Origin of the sequence: Microvirga sp. 3-52, from assembly GCF_018383585.1 — a bacterium.
Lineage (GTDB): Bacteria > Pseudomonadota > Alphaproteobacteria > Rhizobiales > Beijerinckiaceae > Microvirga.
Window position 1 is genome coordinate 62,125 of record NZ_JAHAMK010000010.1, and the last position, 16,989, is coordinate 79,113.

The window sequence follows — 16,989 nt, forward strand, 5'->3', positions numbered from 1 at the left end:
AACGATGCGCCGCGTTAAAGAAGAGGCATCGGATCGCTCCCAAAAGTGGAAGCCACTTTTGGGTCCGAGGCCCTGGCCGCGAGGATCTCGCGCGCCCTGTCGAGATCGTGAGGAATATCGACGCCGAGCGGCACGTCGTCGACCACGACGGCATCGATGCGCATGCCGGCCTCGAGCGCCCGCAATTGCTCCAGCTTCTCGCGCATCTCCAGCGGAGACGGCGTGAGGCCGACGAAACGCTGCAGCGCTTTGCGGCGATATGCATAGAGACCGATGTGATGATAGAGCGGACCATCCCCATAGGGCGCGGTCGCGCGGGTGAAGTAGAGGGCGCGAAACCGGCTGGGGGACACCGGGCTTCCCACCATCTTCACCACGTTGGGGTTGGTCCTCTCCTCCTCCCTGACGATGACGGCGACGAGGGTCGCGATGTCGACCGCCGGATCCGAGAGCGGGATGATGGAAGCCGCGATGGCGGCCGGGTCGATCGTCGGAAGGTCGCCCTGGACGTTCACGACCACATCGTGCCGCCCATTCGGGTCGAGCTTTTCCACAGCCTCGAAGATGCGGTCGGAGCCGGAGGCGTGATCCGTCCGGGTCATGACCGCCTGCCCTCCTGCCCTGGTCACCGCCTCGACGATCTCGGGAGCGTCCGTCGCGACGGCCACAGGCCCGATTCCCGCCTCCACGGCCCGGCGCCACACATGGACGATCATGGGCTCGCCGGCGATCTCGGCCAGGGGCTTGTTCGGCAGCCGGGTTGCGGCAAGGCGGGCGGGAATGAGGACGAGAGGATCGGACATGACGCGGTTTTTTCGAATGAGATCCGGGTCCTTAGAACATCGGACGGAAAAGTGGAAGGCAGGGACCGTTTGTCCTGGGCCGGAAACGGACCTTGAGCCATCCTCGGGCGTTTGAGACCCGTGCTGCGACCACGAGAACGGCGAAAACTCCTGGAAACCCCATTGTCAAAACCCCATGACTACGGCTAAGCAACGGCCCTGTCGCGGGCGCTCGCCCGTGGATCCGTTCTGCTGCGCTGATTTCGCCGGTGTACGAAGGCGAGGAGAGCCTAACTGATGAATATCGAGACCAATAAGATCGCGGGCGCCGTTTTCGGGTCGCTTCTCTTCGTGGTCGGCGTCAACGTTATCGCCGGCGGCCTGTTTGCACCCCATAAGCCCGCTGTCCCTGGTTATGACCTTCCGGCTCCCGAAGAGGCCGCTGCCGGCGGAGCCGCCGCTCCCGCAGAGCCGGAGCAGCCGCTCCCGGTCCTTCTGGCCAGCGCCGATCCGGCCAAGGGCCAGAACTCCGCCAAGAAATGCGCGGCCTGCCACACCTTCGAGAAGGGCGGCGCGAACAAGGTCGGCCCGAACCTTTACGGGGTCGTCGGGCGTCCGGTCGCCTCGCATGAAGGCTTCAACTACTCCGCGGCCATGAAGGGCCATGGCGGAAACTGGACCTACGAGGATCTGTACGCCTTCATTCACAACCCGAAGCAGGACATCCCCGGCACCATCATGGCCTTCGCGGGCGTCGCCCAGGCCAAGGAGCGCGCCGACATCCTGGCCTATCTGCGGACCCTCTCCGACAGCCCGGTTCCGCTGCCGGCCGCCCAGTAGGCGCTTGAACGACATCACATTTCGGAAAGCCGGGCTCCAAGCCCGGCTTTTCTTTTAGGCACTCGCGGGTTTGGGCGTTATCCCTTGCACTCGCCTCGTTCCGCACAAAATCTAACGGGACGACAGACGCCTCGTCCGTTCAGGAGACGCCTTGTGATCCGCACCCTTCTGCCGAGCCTCCTCGCTGCCTGCCTCGCCTTCACTCCCGTCGCAGCCCAGGAAGCGCCATGGCGGCATGGTTCGGCCCTGCTCGACGAGCCCAAATACCCCCAAGGCTTCCCGCACTTCGACTATGTCAACCCGAACGCCCCGAAGGGCGGGCTCGTGCGCTTAGGGGCGCTCGGCACCTTCGACAGCTTCAACATCGTCGTGGCCGGCGTGAAGGGCTCCCCCGAGCAGGGGCTGGGCCTCATCTACGAAACCCTGACCACGTCCGCTCTCGATGAGGCGAATGCCTCCTACGGCCTGCTCGCCGAGTCGTTCTCCTATCCTGGCGATTACTCCTTCGTCAGCTTCCGCCTGCGCCCGGAGGCGCGCTGGCACGACGGACGACCGGTGACGGCGGACGACGTCATCTTCTCGTTCGAGAGCCTGAAGGCGAACAGCCCGACCTATGCTTTCTACTATGCCAATGTCAGCAAGGCGGAGAAGGTCGGCGAGCGTGAGGTCAGGTTCACCTTCGACGAGAAAGGCAACCGCGAGTTGCCGCAGATCATGGGACAGCTGATGGTCCTGCCGAAGCATTGGTGGGAAGGCACGGCCCCCGACGGACGCAAGCGCGACGTGACGCAGACCACCCTCGAACCGCCGCTCGGCTCCGGCCCTTACCGCCTGAAGAGTTTCGATACCGGCCGCAACGCATCCTACGAGCGCATGAAGGAGTACTGGGGCGAGAAGATCAACGTGAATGTCGGGCAGAACAACTTCGACGAGATCCGCTACGAGTATTATCGCGATGCGACGGTGCTGCTCGAAGCCTTCAAGAGCGACCGCCTCGACTTCCGGACGGAGAACAGTGCCCGCAACTGGGCCGTGGGCTACGACTTTCCGGCACGCCAGGAAGGCCGCGTGATCCTCGAAGAATTCCCGTTCCGCGCCACGGGCGTGATGCAGGCTTTCGTGCTCAACATGCGTCGCGACAAATTCAAGGATCAGCGTGTCCGCAGAGCCTTCAACCTCGCGTTCCCCTTCGAGGAACTGAACAAGACGATCTTCTACGGGCTCTACGAGCGGCCCTCGAGCTATTTCTACGGGCTCGATCTCGCGTCGTCGGGCCTGCCCGAGGGAAAGGAACTGGAAATTCTCGAAAGCGTGCGCGACAAGATCCCGGCCTCCGTCTTCACGACGCCGTACAAGAATCCCGTCAACGACTCGCCCGAGACGATCCGCAACAATCTGCGCGAGGCGGATCGGCTGCTCAAGGAAGCGGGCTGGGAGGTGAAGAACGGCCGCCGCGTGAACGCCAAGGGCGAGGTCTTGAGCGCGGAACTGCTCAGCAGCAGCCCCAACGAGGAGCGCGTCTTCCTGCCCTACAAGGCCTCGTTGGACCGCCTCGGCATCGCCACTACGGTGCGCACCGTGGACGACGTGCAGTACACCAACCGTACCCGCGCCTTCGATTTCGACGTCGCCACCGGCCTCTGGCCCCAGAGTCTGTCCCCGGGCAACGAGCAGCGTGAGTTCTGGGGCTCCCAGGCTGCGACGCGCGAGGGGTCGCGCAACCTTCCCGGCATTGCCGATCCCGGCGTCGACGCGCTGATCGACAAGGTCATCTTCGCCAAGGACCGCGACGAGCTGGTGGCGGCGACGAAGGCGCTCGACCGCATTCTGCTCGCTCACGATTACGTGGTTCCGCAATGGACCTCGCTGAAGCAGCGGACCGCGCGCTGGAACCGCTACGGTCATCCCGAGACGATGCCGCGCTACGGCGGAGCCGCCTTCCCGACCATCTGGTGGTATGACGAAGCCAAGGCGGCCAAGACGGGAGCACCGCGATGAGATCCATCAGCCGCCGCACCATCCTCAAGACGGGAGCGGCAGGTGCCGCTCTTTCCGTACTGCCGCGCATCGGCCGCGCACAGGAAGGCGAGACGGAAGCGCACGGCCTGTCGAGCTTCGGCGAGCTGAAGCTGGCACCGGACTTCAAGCATTTCGCTTACGTCAATCCCGAGGCGCCGAAGGGCGGAACGCTGGCGATCCAGATCAAGCAGACCACCGGCAACCAGAATTTCGACACCTTCAACACGCTCAACGTCTTCGTGTTGCGCGGCGACGGCGCCGCCGGCATGACCGGCACCTTCGACACCCTCATGGCGGGCTCGGCGGATGAGCCCGATGCGCTGTATGGCCTTGTTGCGAAAAGCGCGCGCATTTCCGACGACAAGCTCACCTATCGTTTCACCCTACGTCCGGAAGCGCGCTTTCACGACGGCTCACGGCTGACCGCGAAGGATGTGGCGTTCTCGCTGAACATCCTGAAGACCAAGGGTCATCCGGTCTTCTCCCAGCTCCTGACGCAGATGGCTTCGGCCGAGGCGGAGGCCGAGGACATCCTGCGCGTCCAGTTCACCCCGCACCGCAGCCGCGACCTGCATCTCATCGTTGCCGGCATGCCGATCTTCTCGGAGAAGTATTGGCAAGGAAAAGATTTCGAGGCCTCGACGCTGGAAGCGCCGCTGGCGTCAGGTCCCTACAAGGTCGGCCGTTTCGAGGTGGGTCGCTTCATCGAATTCGACCGCGTGCCGGATTACTGGGCCAAGGATCTTCCGGTGAATGTGGGCCAGAACAATTTCGACCGCATCCGCTACGAATATTTCCGCGACCGCACGGTGGCCTTCGAGGCGTTCAAGAACGGCACGCTCAACTATCACGAGGAGTTCACCTCCCGCACCTGGACGACCGGATACGATTTCCCGGCCGTGCGCGAAGGCAAGGTGAAGAAGGAGGAGATTTCGAACGACTCGCCCTCCTCCATCCAGGGCTGGTACTTCAACACGCGCCGCGAGACCTTCAAGGACCCGCGCATTCGCGAAGCCATCGGCCTCGCCTTCGATTTCGAGTGGACGAACACCAACATCATGTTCGGCCTCTACAAGCGCACGGCTTCGTTCTTCGAGAACAGCGACATGAAGGCGGTGAGCAAGCCATCAGTGGAGGAGCTGGCGCTGCTCGAGCCGTTCCGCGACAAGCTTCCCGCCTCGGTGTTCGCAGACCCCGTTCTTCCGCCCGTCTCCGACGGCTCGGGACAGGACAGGCAGCTGCTGCGCCGAGCGGACGAACTCCTGCGACAGGCCGGCTGCAAGCGTGACGGGGGTGTGCTGAAGCTGCCGAACGGGCAGCCGTTCACCATCGAGTTCCTCGATTTCCAGCCTTCGCTCCAGCCTCACACCCAGCCCTTCCAGAACAACCTGAAGCGACTCGGCATCGATGCGCGGTCGCGCATCGTGGATGCGGCCCAGTATCAGCAGCGCCTGAACGAATACGATTTCGACATGACGAGCCGCGCTCTGGTCGGCTCTTCGACGCCGGGCGACAGCCTGCGAACGGTTTACGGCTCGCAGGCCGCGCGGACGCCGGGCGCACAGAACCTGGCCGGCATCGCCCATCCAGCCGTCGATGCCCTGATCGAGCGGATCGGAAACGCCAAGTCGCGCCAGGAGTTGAACATCGCCTGCCGTGCCCTGGACCGGGTTCTCCGTTCAGGCCATTATTGGGTGCCCATGTGGTACCGGGCCAGCGAATGGCTGGCCTATTGGGATCAGTTTTCGCGCCCGGAGACCAAGCCCCGCTTTGCCTCGGGCGCGCCGGGAACCTGGTGGTACGATGCCGAAAAGGCGAAGCGGATCGGGAGAGGATAAGGCTTGGACACCACGCTGACGGCACGCAGGGAGGCGGACATGCCCCGCCTGCTTCTGCGCCTTGAGGGCCTGACCCTCTTCGTCCTGGCCACGGCTGCTTTCGCCCATACGGGCTTCTCCTGGTGGCTCTATGCCATTCTCTTCCTTGCTCCGGACCTGAGCTTTGCAGCCTATGCGGCGGGTCCCAGGCCCGGAGCCGTGATCTACAACGCTCTCCATTCCACGCTTGGTCTTGCCGTCCTGGCCGGTGGGGGGCTGATGCTGAACGCTCCTCTTTGCCTCGGTCTCGCTGCCGTCTGGGCCGCGCATGTCGGGCTCGACCGCATGTTGGGATACGGCTTGAAACACGCATCCGGCTTCAACGACACTCACCTTGGCCGCATCGGCCATAAATCCGCAGGCGCTTGATGCTGGCTTATATCGCACGCCGCATTCTTCTCATGATCCCTACGATCCTTGGGATCATGCTCATCTCCTTCGTTCTGGTGCAGTTCGCTCCCGGCGGTCCTGTCGAGCGCATCATCGCGCAGCTGCAGGGGCAGGATTCCGGTGCCTCCTCGCGGATCTCCGGCGGTGGAGGCGACTTCGGAGCGCAGAGCCCCGGCGGCGCAGGCGCGGCCGATGCCTCCTCGTCCCGCTACCGCGGCGCCCAAGGCCTCGATCCGCAATTCATCAAGCAACTGGAAGCGCAGTTCGGCTTCGACAAGCCGGCGCATGAGCGCTTTCTCAAGATGATCTGGGATTACTCCCGCTTCGATTTCGGCAAGAGCTATTTCCGCGACATCTCGGTGCTGGTGCTTATCAAGGAGAAGCTGCCCGTCTCGATTAGTCTGGGCTTGTGGATGACGCTCCTGTCCTATGCGATTTCGATTCCCCTCGGCATTAAAAAAGCCATGCGCGACGGCTCCTCCTTCGACATCTGGACCTCGGCCATCGTCATCATCGGCTATGCGATCCCCGGCTTCCTGTTCGCGATCCTCCTGATCGTGCTGTTTGCCGGCGGCTCGTTCTGGCAGATTTTCCCTCTGCGCGGTCTCACCTCCGAGAACTGGGCCCTTATGCCCTGGTACATACAGATCGCCGATTACTTCTGGCATCTGGTGCTGCCCATCACCGCCATGGCGCTCGGAGCCTTTGCCACCTCGACCCTGCTGACGAAGAACTCGTTCCTCGACGAGATCCGCAAGCAATACGTGCTCACCGCGCGCATGAAGGGCCTGTCCGAGCGGCAGGTTCTCTACGGCCACGTCTTCCGCAATGCCATGCTGATCGTGATCGCCGGCTTCCCCGGAGCTTTCATCGGCGCCTTCTTTGCCGGCGCGCTCCTCATCGAGACGATCTTCTCCCTCGATGGCCTGGGCCTGCTCTCCTTCGAGTCCATCGTCAACCGCGACTATCCGGTCGTCTTCGCCAATCTCTACATCTTCTCTCTGGTAGGCCTGGCGGTGAACCTGCTCTCGGACCTCACCTATACGTGGATCGATCCGCGCATCGATTTCGAGACCAGGGAGGCGTGAGATGAACGAGACCATTCCTGTCGCCTCCCCGGCCTCCTCGCCCGTCGCGCCTCCACTGCCCAGGCAAGGCTTCATCACGCTCTCACCGCTCAACCGGCGACGGCTCGAAAACTTCAAGGCCAACCGCCGCGGTTACTGGTCGTTCTGGATCTTCATGGTCCTGTTCGTGCTCAGCCTGTTCGCGGAGCTGATCGCCAACGACAAGCCGATCCTCGCCTCCTACAAGGGCGAGCTGCTCTATCCCGCCTTCGTGAATTATCCGGAGGAGAAGTTCGGCGGGTTCCTGGCTCAGACCGATTACCGCGACCCGGTCATCGCCAAGGAGATCCGGGAGAACGGCTGGCTGCTCTGGGCACCGGTTCGCTTCTCCTACACGACGCACAATCTGGACCTTCCCGTCCCGGCGCCTGCGCCGCCCACATGGATGCTCACCGACGAGCAGTGCCGCCCCATTGCGGAGCGCACCGGCGGTACGGGCTGCAAGGACATCGAGTGGAACTGGCTCGGCACGGACGACCAGGGCCGCGACGTCGTCGCGCGCCTCATCTACGGTTTCCGCATCTCGGTTCTGTTCGGCCTCACGCTTGCAGGCATCTCGTCCATCATCGGCGTTCTCGCCGGAGCCGTGCAGGGCTATTACGGCGGCTGGACCGATCTTTTGTTCCAGCGCTTCATCGAGATCTGGACCGCGATTCCGTCGCTCTACCTGCTCATCATCATCTCGGCAGTGATCACGCCGAGCTTCTTCGTGCTGCTCGGCATCCTGCTGCTCTTTTCGTGGGTCTCCCTGGTGGGCGTCGTGCGTGCCGAGTTCCTGCGCGCCAGAAATTTCGAGTATGTGCGCGCGGCACGGGCTTTGGGGCTCTCCAACAGCACCATCATGTTCAAGCACCTCCTTCCGAACGCCATGGTGGCGACGCTGACCTTCATGCCGTTCATCATCAACGGATCGATCACGACGCTCACCTCCCTCGACTTCCTCGGCTTTGGCCTGCCGCCCGGCTCACCGTCGCTCGGCGAGCTGCTCGCGCAGGGCAAGGCCAACCTTCAGGCGCCTTGGCTCGGCCTCGCCGGCTTCTTCGTGATCGCCATCATGCTCAGCCTCCTCATCTTCATCGGCGAAGCGGTCCGCGACGCCTTCGACCCGCGGAAGACGTTTCGATGACCGAGCCCCTCCTCTCCGTCCAGGACCTCTCCGTCGCCTTCCGCCAGGGCGGCGGCGACATGCTGGCGGTCGATCGCGTGTCGTTCGATGTCATGCCGGGCGAGACGGTGGCGCTGGTCGGCGAGTCGGGCTCCGGAAAATCCGTCACGGCCCTGTCGGCACTCAAGCTCCTGCCCTACCCGTCCGCGCATCACCCGTCGGGACGCATCCTGTTCAAAGGCAAGGATCTGATCGCGGCGAACGAGGACGAGATGCGCCGGGTGCGCGGCGACGACATCACCATGGTGTTCCAGGAGCCGATGACCTCGCTCAATCCGCTCCACACCATCGAGCGGCAGGTCGGTGAGATCCTCAAGCTCCACCGTGGTCTTTCCGACCGCCAGGCACGCGCCCGCACGCTCGAGCTCTTTCATCTCGTCGGCATCCGCGACGCCGAAAGCCGGTTGGGCGCCTATCCGCATCAGCTCTCCGGCGGCCAGCGCCAGCGCGTGATGATCGCCATGGCGCTCGCCAACGAGCCTGACCTCTTCATCGCCGACGAGCCCACCACCGCGCTCGACGTGACCGTACAGGCACAGATCCTGAAGCTGCTCGCCGAGCTGAAGAGCAGGCTCAACATGTCGATGCTCTTCATCACGCACGATCTCGGTATCGTGAGAAAGATCGCCGACCGGGTCTGTGTGATGCTCAATGGCAAGATCGTCGAGCAGGGCGCGGTCGCCGAAGTGTTCGGCAGCCCGCAGCATCCCTATACGCAGAGACTTCTGGCCGCCGAGCCGAAAGGCCGTGCCAATCCGGTTGCGAAGGATGCGCCGGTCATCGTCGACGCCGGGCCGATCAAGGTGTGGTTTCCGATCAAGCGCGGCTTCTTCCAGAAAACCGTTGGCCATGTGAAGGCGGTCGATGGCGTCTCCGTGCGCGTGCGCAGGGGCGAGACCGTCGGCGTCGTGGGCGAATCCGGCTCCGGCAAGACGACGCTGGGGCTTGCCATCCTGCGCCTCGTGCAATCGGAAGGCCCCATCGTCTTTCTCGGCAACCGCATCGACGGCATGCGCTCAAATGAGATCCGCCCGATGCGCAAGGATCTGCAAGTGGTTTTTCAGGATCCTTACGGGTCCCTCTCGCCGCGCATGTCGATTGCCGAAATCGTCGAGGAAGGGCTGCTCGTCCAGAACAAGGGGCTCACTTACGCCCAGCGCCGTGAGATCGTCGCCAAGGCTCTTGACGATGTCGGCCTCGACCCCTCCACCATGGACCGCTACCCGCACGAGTTCTCCGGCGGCCAGCGCCAGCGCATCGCCATCGCCCGCGCAATGGCACTCGAGCCTCAGTTCATCATGCTCGACGAGCCCACCTCGGCGCTCGACATGTCGGTGCAGGCGCAGATCGTCGAACTGCTGCGCGATCTCCAGAAGCGGCGCAACCTTGCCTACATGTTCATCAGCCACGATCTCAAGGTGGTGCGGGCGCTCGCGAACCACGTAGTGGTGATGCAGAACGGCAAGATCGTCGAGGAAGGATCCGCCGAGAACATCTTCGCGGCACCTCGCACCGATTACACCAAGGTGCTCTTCGCCGCTGCCTTCAATCTCGAAACGGCGGCGTCGAACGCCGTTCGAGAATAGGCTTGAACGCTCCGATCATGCATTCGCATCACCACTCGGCAGATCATCACCATCACGGGCACTCCCATGCCCCGCAGACCACTCACGGGCGCGCCTTTGCCATCGGCATCGCGCTCAACCTCGCCTTCGTGGGCATCGAGGCCGGATACGGCTTCTGGGCCGATTCCATGGCCCTGCTCTCCGATGCCGGGCATAACTTGAGCGATGTCCTTGGCCTCGCAATCGCCTGGGGCGCGGCCCTGCTCGCGCGGCGTGGTCCGACGGAACGCTTCACCTATGGTCTGCGCTCGAGCTCGATTCTGGCGGCGCTCTTCAATGCCCTCCTCCTGCTGGTGGCTGTGGGCGGCATCGTCTGGGAATCCGTCGAGCGGCTGATCGAACCGCCGCCGGTTGCCGCCATCACCATGATGATCGTGGCGGGCATCGGCATCGTCGTGAACGGGTTCACCGCTTTCCTCTTCATGGGTGGCCAGCACGATCTCAACATCCGCGGCGCCTTCCTGCACATGGTGGCGGATGCCGCCGTGTCCCTCGGCGTGGTTCTCGGCGGCCTCGCCATTCTCTGGACGGGCGCGAACTGGATCGATCCGGTCCTCAGCCTCGTCATCGGGGCCGTCATCGTCTGGGGCACCTGGGGATTGCTGAAGCAATCCCTGACGCTCTCATTGCAGGGCGTGCCGCGCGGCATCGCCGTGCCGGAGGTCAGGAAAGCCCTTGAGGCGATGCCGGGCGTCGCCCGCGTCCATCACCTCCATGTCTGGGCGGTGAGCACCACCGAGACGGCGCTGACGGCGCATCTCGTCCTGCCGGGCGGACATCCGGGCGACCGGTTTCTGGCGCAGGCGCAGCAGGAACTGAAGGCCCGTTTCGGCATCGGGCATTCGACCCTTCAAATCGAGATCCACCGACCCGGCTCTCATGAGCACGGCGCGGAATGCCCGCTCGATCACCAAGAACGTGCCCATGAGACACACGCTCATGGGGACACCCCCATAAGCGCGGGCCATCGCATCTTTCGCCGCGATGACGTATCAGTCATGATTCAAGCGGCTTGAAGGACTTTTGCTGATGCCTCGCGCTCTTCTCATCGTGCTCGATTCCGTCGGTATCGGCGGCGCGGAGGATGCGGCTGCCTATGGCGATGCCGGCGCCGATACGGTGGGGCATATTGCCGAGGCCTGCGCCGCGGGCCGGGGCGATCAGGCCGGTCTACGCCAGGGTCCGATTCACCTGCCCAACATGACGGCGCTCGGCCTCGGTCTTACCGTTGAGGCCTCGACGGGACGCCTCCCTCCCGACCTGGCGCCGCAAGGAGCTTTGAAAGGCGCCTGGGGCTATGGCGTCGAGACCTCCAAGGGCAAGGACACGCCCTCGGGCCATTGGGAAATCGCCGGCGTCCCGGTGACCTTCGACTGGGGCTATTTCCCCAACACCATCCCGACTTTCCCGGAGGAGCTGACGGCGGCGCTCATCGAACGCGGCGATCTTGCCGGCCTGCTCGGCAACAAGCATGCCTCCGGCACTGTCGTCATCGACGAGTTCGGGGCGGAGCATGTGCGCAGCGGCAAGCCCATCGTTTACACCTCCGTGGACAGCGTTCTGCAGATCGCGGCTCACGAGGAGACTTTCGGATTGCAGCGGCTGTACGATCTCTGCCAGATCGGACGCGAGCTCTGCGACGCATACAAGATCGGCCGCGTGATCGCCCGTCCCTTCGTCGGCTCACCGGAGAGTGGCTTCAAGCGCACCGGCAACCGCAAGGATTTCGCCACGCCGCCCCCGGCCGACACCATCCTCGACACGCTCGACATGGCGGGGCGCTCGGTCGTGACCGTCGGCAAGATCGGAGACATCTTCGCCCATCGCAGCACGGGCCGGGAGGTGAAGCCGAACGGCAACGAGGCCTGCCTCTCAGCCGCCATCGAGGCCTTGAAGGATCTGCCGGATGGCGGCTTCGTCTTCGCCAATCTGGTCGATTTCGACAGCGAGTTCGGCCATCGCCGTGACATCCCGGGCTACGCCGCCGCGCTCGAGGCCTTCGACCGGCGCGTTCCAGAGATCGAAGCTGCCCTTAGGGACGGCGACCTCGTCATCATCACCGCCGACCATGGCAATGACCCGTCATGGCAGGGCTCCGACCACACCCGCGAGCACGTGCCGATCCTGAGTTTCGGGCAGGGTGTGACGCAGCGCCCCATCGGCCGGCGCAAGAGCTTTGCCGATATCGGGGCGAGCGTGCTCACTCATCTGAGGGTTCCCAATAAAGGCAAGGGAACGTCTTGGCTCTAAGCCTGCAAGTCATGGCCGGGCTTGTCCCGGCCATCCCGATTAGGTGATGCGCCGAGCTCGTCCAATCGGGATCACCGGCACAAGGCCGGTGATGACGTAAGAACCGTTGCAGAAAGTCCCGGGAAAAGGCCAAGCTGCCGCACCCTTCCCCAGTGCCATTGACGGCACCGAAACTTTGGATCAGTCTTCCAAAGATCGTGTGGAGGCTCTCCGACGATCAGTTGAGGGAGTCTTCCCGTTTTCGCGTGGAAGATTGTTCATGAGCTCGCCTAACCGCTCGACCCATATCCGGCTCACCTCCCATCCCGAGCCGAACGCTGGTACCATCAAGCATCCGATCAAATGGGGGGCCGAGGACCCGCAGGTCCGGGGCCCGATCGTCGGCACCGTGACCCATCCGGCCGACCGTAACGTGATCGGCGCCCATGGCGGCTCCTACTCCCTCTACCGGGCGCTGGCGATCTCCGCCCGGGCGCTCAACCCGCTGACGCGGCCCGATCTTCACAATACGCACCCGACTGCCGAGATCGGCCCGCATCCGCAATGGTTCGAGCCGGGCAAGATCGTGTCCCTCGACCCCTGGGGCCATATGGTGGGCGAGATCTACAAGGACGAGATCGCCGGCGGCCTCGACATCCGCCCTAGCATCGCGGTCACCAAGGCACGCCTCAACATGCCCGAGATCCTTGGCGCCATGGGGGCGAAGCGCCTGAAGGCCGACGGTGGCTTCCTGCATGAATCGGGCGACATATCGGTGACGAAGATCGCGGTCGATCCGGTCTGGCATCTGCCTGGCATCGCCCAGCGCTTCGGCTGCTCCGAGGGTGAACTGCGCCGCACCCTGTTCGAGCAGACCGGCGGCATGTTCCCGGAACTCGTCACCCGCCCCGATATGAGCGTGTTCCTGCCGCCCATCGGCAACATCACGGTCTACGTGGTTGGCGACGTCTCGCGCCTGAGCGATCCCAAGACCCGCATCGCCTGCCGGGTCCATGACGAGTGCAACGGCTCCGACGTGTTCGGCTCCGACATCTGCACCTGCCGGCCCTATCTCGTGCACGGCATCGAGGAATGCGTCCGTGAGGCCCAAGGTGGCGGCGTCGGCGTGATCGCCTACAACCGCAAGGAAGGCCGCGCGCTTGGCGAGGTCACCAAGTTCCTCGTCTATAATGCCCGCAAGCGGCAGGAGGGCGGAGACCAGGCGTCCACCTATTTCGAACGTACGGAATGCGTCGCCGGCGTGCAGGATGCGCGCTTCCAGCAGCTCATGCCCGATGTGCTGCACTGGCTCGGCATCCGCCGCATCGACCGGCTCATGTCCATGTCCAACATGAAATACGATGCCATCACCGGCTCGGGCATCGAGGTGGTCGAGCGCGTGCCGATCCCGGCCGAGCTGGTGCCGCCGGATGCACAGGTGGAGCTGGAAGCCAAGAAGGCCGCAGGCTATTACACACCGGACGGCGCGCCGGACGTGGCCGAGCTGAACCAGGTGAAGGGCCGCGACCTGGAGCGGTTCTGACGCCGAGCGCATCGTGCGGACCCGAAGGGCCACGCCAGTGAAAAGTGGCCAGGTTATCCGTCCTGAGCGATGCGCTGCTCAACGGATCGGGCATCGGACAATTCCCAGAAATGGAAACCACTTTTGGGTCCGATGCTTCGGCCTTAACCTTCTCGTCAAACGGCTGAGCGCCGGAATGCTGCGCTCGGCCGAGACTGTGCTATCGCTCTCGGCATGAGAGCAGCGGAGCCCTGCGTGACGGATCAGCCCAACCTTTCTCCGGAAACCCAAGCCGCCCAAAGCCTGTTATCCGCCGCAGCGGTGCGGGAGCGGTCGCATCAGCTTCTGCAAGCAGGCCTTGAGGGTCGCCTCAAGCATTTCACCGTGGATCTCGAGCGGCTCGAACCCTGTGCCGGCGAGGTCGTGACCACGATCCGCCAGGCTTATCCCTCCCTCGACATTCCCTTCCACGCCCGCTGGCGCCATTTCTCCGCCGGAGGCCACGACCGCTGGGATGCGGTGATGCACGGGGCCCCCTGGGAGGGCGCCGCCGACATGGCCCGTTCCGCCTTCGATCTCGCCATCGTGTCCGTCCTGCTCGATGCCGGCGCGGGCGCGCAGTGGCGCTACGAGGAGGGCCGCACCGGAGAATCCTACATCCGTTCCGAGGGACTAGCGGTCGCAAGCTTCGACATGTTCGTGAGCGGAGCCTTCTCGAGCAGGCCGGAAGATCCTTTCCGCGTCGATGCGGATGTGCTGATGACGCTGACCGCCGACGATCTCGCCTCCGGTTTCCAGGTCTCCGCCGACAACCCGCTCGTCGGGCTCGAAGGCCGCGCCGCTCTCCTCAATCGTCTGGGGCGCGTAGTCCCGACGAACCCTGACATCTTCGGGCAGGTCGACGATCCGAGGCCAGGCGGTCTGTTCGACGTCATCGCTGCGACCGCCGAGAATGACGAGATCAAGGCGACCTCGATCCTGGAGGCGCTACTCACCCATCTCGGTCCCATCTGGCCTGGCCGCATCACACTGGGCGGCGTGGATCTCGGCGATACCTGGCGCCATCCTCTGATCGAGGCGCCGGATGCCACGAGGGGGCTCATCCCCTTCCACAAACTGTCCCAGTGGCTCTCCTACTCGCTGATCGAGCCGCTCGAATTGGCCGGTTTCACCGTCATCGATATCGACGGTCTCACCGGCCTGCCCGAATATCGCAATGGCGGACTTTTTCTCGATATGGGGGTGATCACCCTGAAGGATCCGGCGGATGCCGCGCGTGCCCATGCGGTGGATTCGCAGCTCGTCGTCGAGTGGCGGGCCTTGACGGTCGCCCTTCTCGACCGCATTGCCGAGCCGATCCGCACGAAGCTGGGATTCGCAGCAGGGGACTTTCCCCTGGCCAAGGTGCTGGAAGGTGGCACCTGGGCGACGGGGCGGAGGCTTGCAAAGGAGAAGCGCGGCGACGGCTCGCCCCCTCTCAGCGTGATCAGTGACGGGACGGTGTTTTAGATGAATCAGCATACGACGATTGAAGAGGGAAAAAACATGCAGGGCGTCACGGTGGTCGATCATCCGCTGGTTCAGCACAAGCTGACCCTGATGCGGGACAAGGAACGCTCGACGAAGGGCTTCCGCCAGCTCCTCAACGAGATCGGCATGCTGCTCTGCTACGAGGTCACCCGCGACCTGCCCATAGAGCGCATTCAGATCGAGACTCCGATGACGAAGATGGAAGGCGCGCAGATCGCCGGCAAGAAGCTCGTTTTCGCCCCTATCCTGCGCGCCGGCGTCGGCTTCCTCGACGGCATGCTCACGCTGGTTCCCGCCGCCCGCGTCGCCCATATCGGCCTCTATCGCGATCCGGAATCGCTCCAGGCCGTCGAATATTACTTCAAAGCCCCGTCCGATCTCGCCGATCGCATGGTGCTGGTGCTCGATCCCATGCTGGCGACCGCGAACTCGGCCGTGGCCGCCATCGACCGGCTGAAGGAGCGCGGCGCCAAGGATCTGCGCTTCGTCTGCCTGCTCGCAGCGCCCGAGGGAATCGAGAAGCTGCGCGGCTCGCATCCGGACGTGCATATCTGGACCGCCTCCATCGACGAGCGCCTCAACGATCACGGCTATATCGTACCGGGTCTCGGCGATGCCGGTGACCGGATGTATGGAACGCGCTGACGCTTCAGGCGATTTCCTTTCGCAGTTCCAATGAGGGATCATCCGCCTTGCGCTTCATCGTCGCCGATTGGGGAACGACCCGCTTTCGTGGCTATCTGATCGAGAACGAGACCATTCTCGATCAGGTCTCGTCGAATGAAGGTGTCTCAGCTCTGCAGAAGGGTCAGCACCGCGACGTCTTCCTGCGTCAATGCGGGCACTGGCTTAAAGCCGAGCCAGAAGCACCGGTCCTTCTCGTCGGCATGGTGGGAAGCCGCGAAGGCTGGGTCGAGGCGCCGTACGCCACCTGCCCCGCAGGCCCGGCCGAAATCGCCCAGGCGCTCGCGCCGGTGGATCTGGAGAGCGGCCGCAAGGGCTACATCATCCCCGGCCTGTTCTGCGAGCCCTCTCCCGGCGCAGCCGACGTGATGCGTGGCGAGGAAACGCTGGTCCTGGGTGCAGGCATCGAGAACGGATTGATCTGTTCGGCCGGCACCCATCCGAAATGGATCGAGATGAAGAACGGCCGCATCGAGCGCTTCGCCACCTACATGACCGGTGAGATGTACGGGCTGCTGCGCGAGCACTCCATGATCGGCCGCCCGGCCACCGAGCCGGAAGACCCGAAAGGCTTCGATCTCGGGATGGATGCGGCCGAATGCAACAGCGGGGAGAAAAGGGTCGGCCTGCTGCATCTTCTGTTCAGCGCGCGCGCATCCGTGGTCTCCGGCCGGATGAACAGCAACCTGCTTGCGCCGTATCTGTCAGGCCTGCTTACGGGCGACGAAATCAACGGGGCCCTGGCGCAATTCGGCCGTCCCGCCTCCGTCACCATCCTGGCCGCACCGGAGCGCGCGGAACTCTATGTCCACGCCCTCAAGCGTCACGGCATCAAGGCTGAGACGAAGGATACGTTACAGGCTCTGATCGCCGGCCTCGCGCGGATCATACGGCAGCACGCGTTGGGGTAGCTCTCAGTGTCATCCCAGGTCGGCGCAGCAAAACCCGAGATCGCGTGCGGAACAAGGCACTGTCGTTCCGGGGCCGCGTAAGCGGAATCCGGAATCCATAACCACTGGCGGTTCCACATTCTGCCGAAACGGTGGTTATGGATTCCCGCCACACGGGGGTGACGGTGATGGTTCAAACGCCTCGTCCCGCAATCGATCCCGGATCTTCGCTTACGCCCCGTCCAGGGTGACACACGCTGCTTCACCCCTTAAAACCTCACCTCAAGCGATCACTCTTAACCGTTCAGG

Annotated in this window: 14 protein-coding genes; 13 read left to right on the top strand and 1 reads right to left on the bottom strand. The window is 63.9% G+C overall.

Annotation, left to right across the window (positions count from 1 at the left end; all coding sequences use genetic code 11):
- Positions 1-14: 14 nt before the first annotated feature.
- Positions 15-803, bottom strand: a complete 789-nt coding sequence (locus KHP60_RS10255) for a 3-deoxy-manno-octulosonate cytidylyltransferase (RefSeq protein ID WP_213563799.1) — start codon at positions 801-803, stop codon at positions 15-17.
- 276 nt (positions 804-1,079) lie between these two features.
- Between KHP60_RS10255 and KHP60_RS10260 the strand changes: the two genes are divergently transcribed.
- From KHP60_RS10260 to KHP60_RS10320, 13 genes are all read left to right on the top strand, one after another.
- Positions 1,080-1,622 carry a cytochrome c family protein gene (locus tag KHP60_RS10260; protein ID WP_311924855.1) on the top strand — a complete coding sequence of 181 codons (543 nt, stop codon included), beginning with the start codon at positions 1,080-1,082 and terminating at the stop codon, positions 1,620-1,622.
- A gap of 153 nt (positions 1,623-1,775) precedes the next feature.
- Positions 1,776-3,620, top strand: a complete 1,845-nt coding sequence (locus KHP60_RS10265) for an extracellular solute-binding protein (protein WP_213563800.1) — start codon at positions 1,776-1,778, stop codon at positions 3,618-3,620.
- Complete coding sequence (locus KHP60_RS10270) at positions 3,617-5,479, top strand: extracellular solute-binding protein (RefSeq protein ID WP_213563801.1); 1,863 nt, start codon at positions 3,617-3,619, stop codon at positions 5,477-5,479. Before KHP60_RS10265 ends, KHP60_RS10270 begins: the two co-directional genes overlap by 4 nt.
- A gap of 39 nt (positions 5,480-5,518) precedes the next feature.
- Positions 5,519-5,887: a DUF4260 domain-containing protein gene (locus KHP60_RS10275; RefSeq protein ID WP_213563802.1), complete on the top strand. Its 369-nt coding sequence runs from the start codon at positions 5,519-5,521 to the stop codon at positions 5,885-5,887.
- Entirely contained in the window at positions 5,887-6,996 is a 1,110-nt protein-coding gene (locus KHP60_RS10280; protein WP_213563803.1) for a microcin C ABC transporter permease YejB, read from the top strand. The genes KHP60_RS10275 and KHP60_RS10280 overlap by 1 nt, the downstream gene beginning before the upstream one ends.
- 1 nt (position 6,997) lies before the next feature.
- On the top strand, positions 6,998-8,161 hold the full coding sequence (locus KHP60_RS10285; RefSeq protein ID WP_213563804.1) for an ABC transporter permease: 1,164 nt from the start codon (positions 6,998-7,000) through the stop codon (positions 8,159-8,161).
- Positions 8,158-9,786: an ABC transporter ATP-binding protein gene (locus tag KHP60_RS10290; protein ID WP_213563805.1), complete on the top strand. Its 1,629-nt coding sequence runs from the start codon at positions 8,158-8,160 to the stop codon at positions 9,784-9,786. The genes KHP60_RS10285 and KHP60_RS10290 overlap by 4 nt, the downstream gene beginning before the upstream one ends.
- A gap of 17 nt (positions 9,787-9,803) precedes the next feature.
- On the top strand, positions 9,804-10,841 hold the full coding sequence (locus tag KHP60_RS10295; protein WP_213563856.1) for a cation diffusion facilitator family transporter: 1,038 nt from the start codon (positions 9,804-9,806) through the stop codon (positions 10,839-10,841).
- A gap of 13 nt (positions 10,842-10,854) precedes the next feature.
- Complete coding sequence (locus KHP60_RS10300; RefSeq protein ID WP_213563806.1) at positions 10,855-12,075, top strand: phosphopentomutase; 1,221 nt, start codon at positions 10,855-10,857, stop codon at positions 12,073-12,075.
- Positions 12,076-12,334: 259 nt separating this feature from the next.
- Positions 12,335-13,597, top strand: a complete 1,263-nt coding sequence (locus tag KHP60_RS10305) for a GTP cyclohydrolase II (RefSeq protein ID WP_213563807.1) — start codon at positions 12,335-12,337, stop codon at positions 13,595-13,597.
- A gap of 213 nt (positions 13,598-13,810) precedes the next feature.
- The gene (locus KHP60_RS10310; RefSeq protein ID WP_213563808.1) at positions 13,811-15,085 is read left to right on the top strand and encodes a URC4/urg3 family protein; all 1,275 of its coding nucleotides are present in this window, start codon (positions 13,811-13,813) and stop codon (positions 15,083-15,085) included.
- Positions 15,086-15,121: 36 nt separating this feature from the next.
- On the top strand, positions 15,122-15,751 hold the full coding sequence (upp, locus tag KHP60_RS10315; RefSeq protein ID WP_213563809.1) for a uracil phosphoribosyltransferase: 630 nt from the start codon (positions 15,122-15,124) through the stop codon (positions 15,749-15,751).
- A 47-nt stretch (positions 15,752-15,798) separates the two neighbouring features.
- Entirely contained in the window at positions 15,799-16,701 is a 903-nt protein-coding gene (locus KHP60_RS10320; protein WP_213563810.1) for a 2-dehydro-3-deoxygalactonokinase, read from the top strand.
- Positions 16,702-16,989 lie beyond the last annotated feature (288 nt).

What these genes read in the sequence shown, in the direction of transcription:
- KHP60_RS10255 (WP_213563799.1), bottom strand. Translation starts at nt 803, where the DNA reads ATGTCCGATCCTCTCGTCCTCATTCCCGCCCGCCTTGCCGCAACCCGG.
- KHP60_RS10260 (WP_311924855.1), top strand. Translation starts at nt 1,080, where the DNA reads ATGAATATCGAGACCAATAAGATCGCGGGCGCCGTTTTCGGGTCGCTT.
- KHP60_RS10270 (WP_213563801.1), top strand. Translation starts at nt 3,617, where the DNA reads ATGAGATCCATCAGCCGCCGCACCATCCTCAAGACGGGAGCGGCAGGT.
- KHP60_RS10275 (WP_213563802.1), top strand. Translation starts at nt 5,519, where the DNA reads ATGCCCCGCCTGCTTCTGCGCCTTGAGGGCCTGACCCTCTTCGTCCTG.
- KHP60_RS10280 (WP_213563803.1), top strand. Translation starts at nt 5,887, where the DNA reads ATGCTGGCTTATATCGCACGCCGCATTCTTCTCATGATCCCTACGATC.
- KHP60_RS10285 (WP_213563804.1), top strand. Translation starts at nt 6,998, where the DNA reads ATGAACGAGACCATTCCTGTCGCCTCCCCGGCCTCCTCGCCCGTCGCG.
- KHP60_RS10290 (WP_213563805.1), top strand. Translation starts at nt 8,158, where the DNA reads ATGACCGAGCCCCTCCTCTCCGTCCAGGACCTCTCCGTCGCCTTCCGC.
- KHP60_RS10295 (WP_213563856.1), top strand. Translation starts at nt 9,804, where the DNA reads ATGCATTCGCATCACCACTCGGCAGATCATCACCATCACGGGCACTCC.
- KHP60_RS10300 (WP_213563806.1), top strand. Translation starts at nt 10,855, where the DNA reads ATGCCTCGCGCTCTTCTCATCGTGCTCGATTCCGTCGGTATCGGCGGC.
- KHP60_RS10305 (WP_213563807.1), top strand. Translation starts at nt 12,335, where the DNA reads ATGAGCTCGCCTAACCGCTCGACCCATATCCGGCTCACCTCCCATCCC.
- KHP60_RS10310 (WP_213563808.1), top strand. Translation starts at nt 13,811, where the DNA reads ATGAGAGCAGCGGAGCCCTGCGTGACGGATCAGCCCAACCTTTCTCCG.
- upp (WP_213563809.1), top strand. Translation starts at nt 15,122, where the DNA reads ATGCAGGGCGTCACGGTGGTCGATCATCCGCTGGTTCAGCACAAGCTG.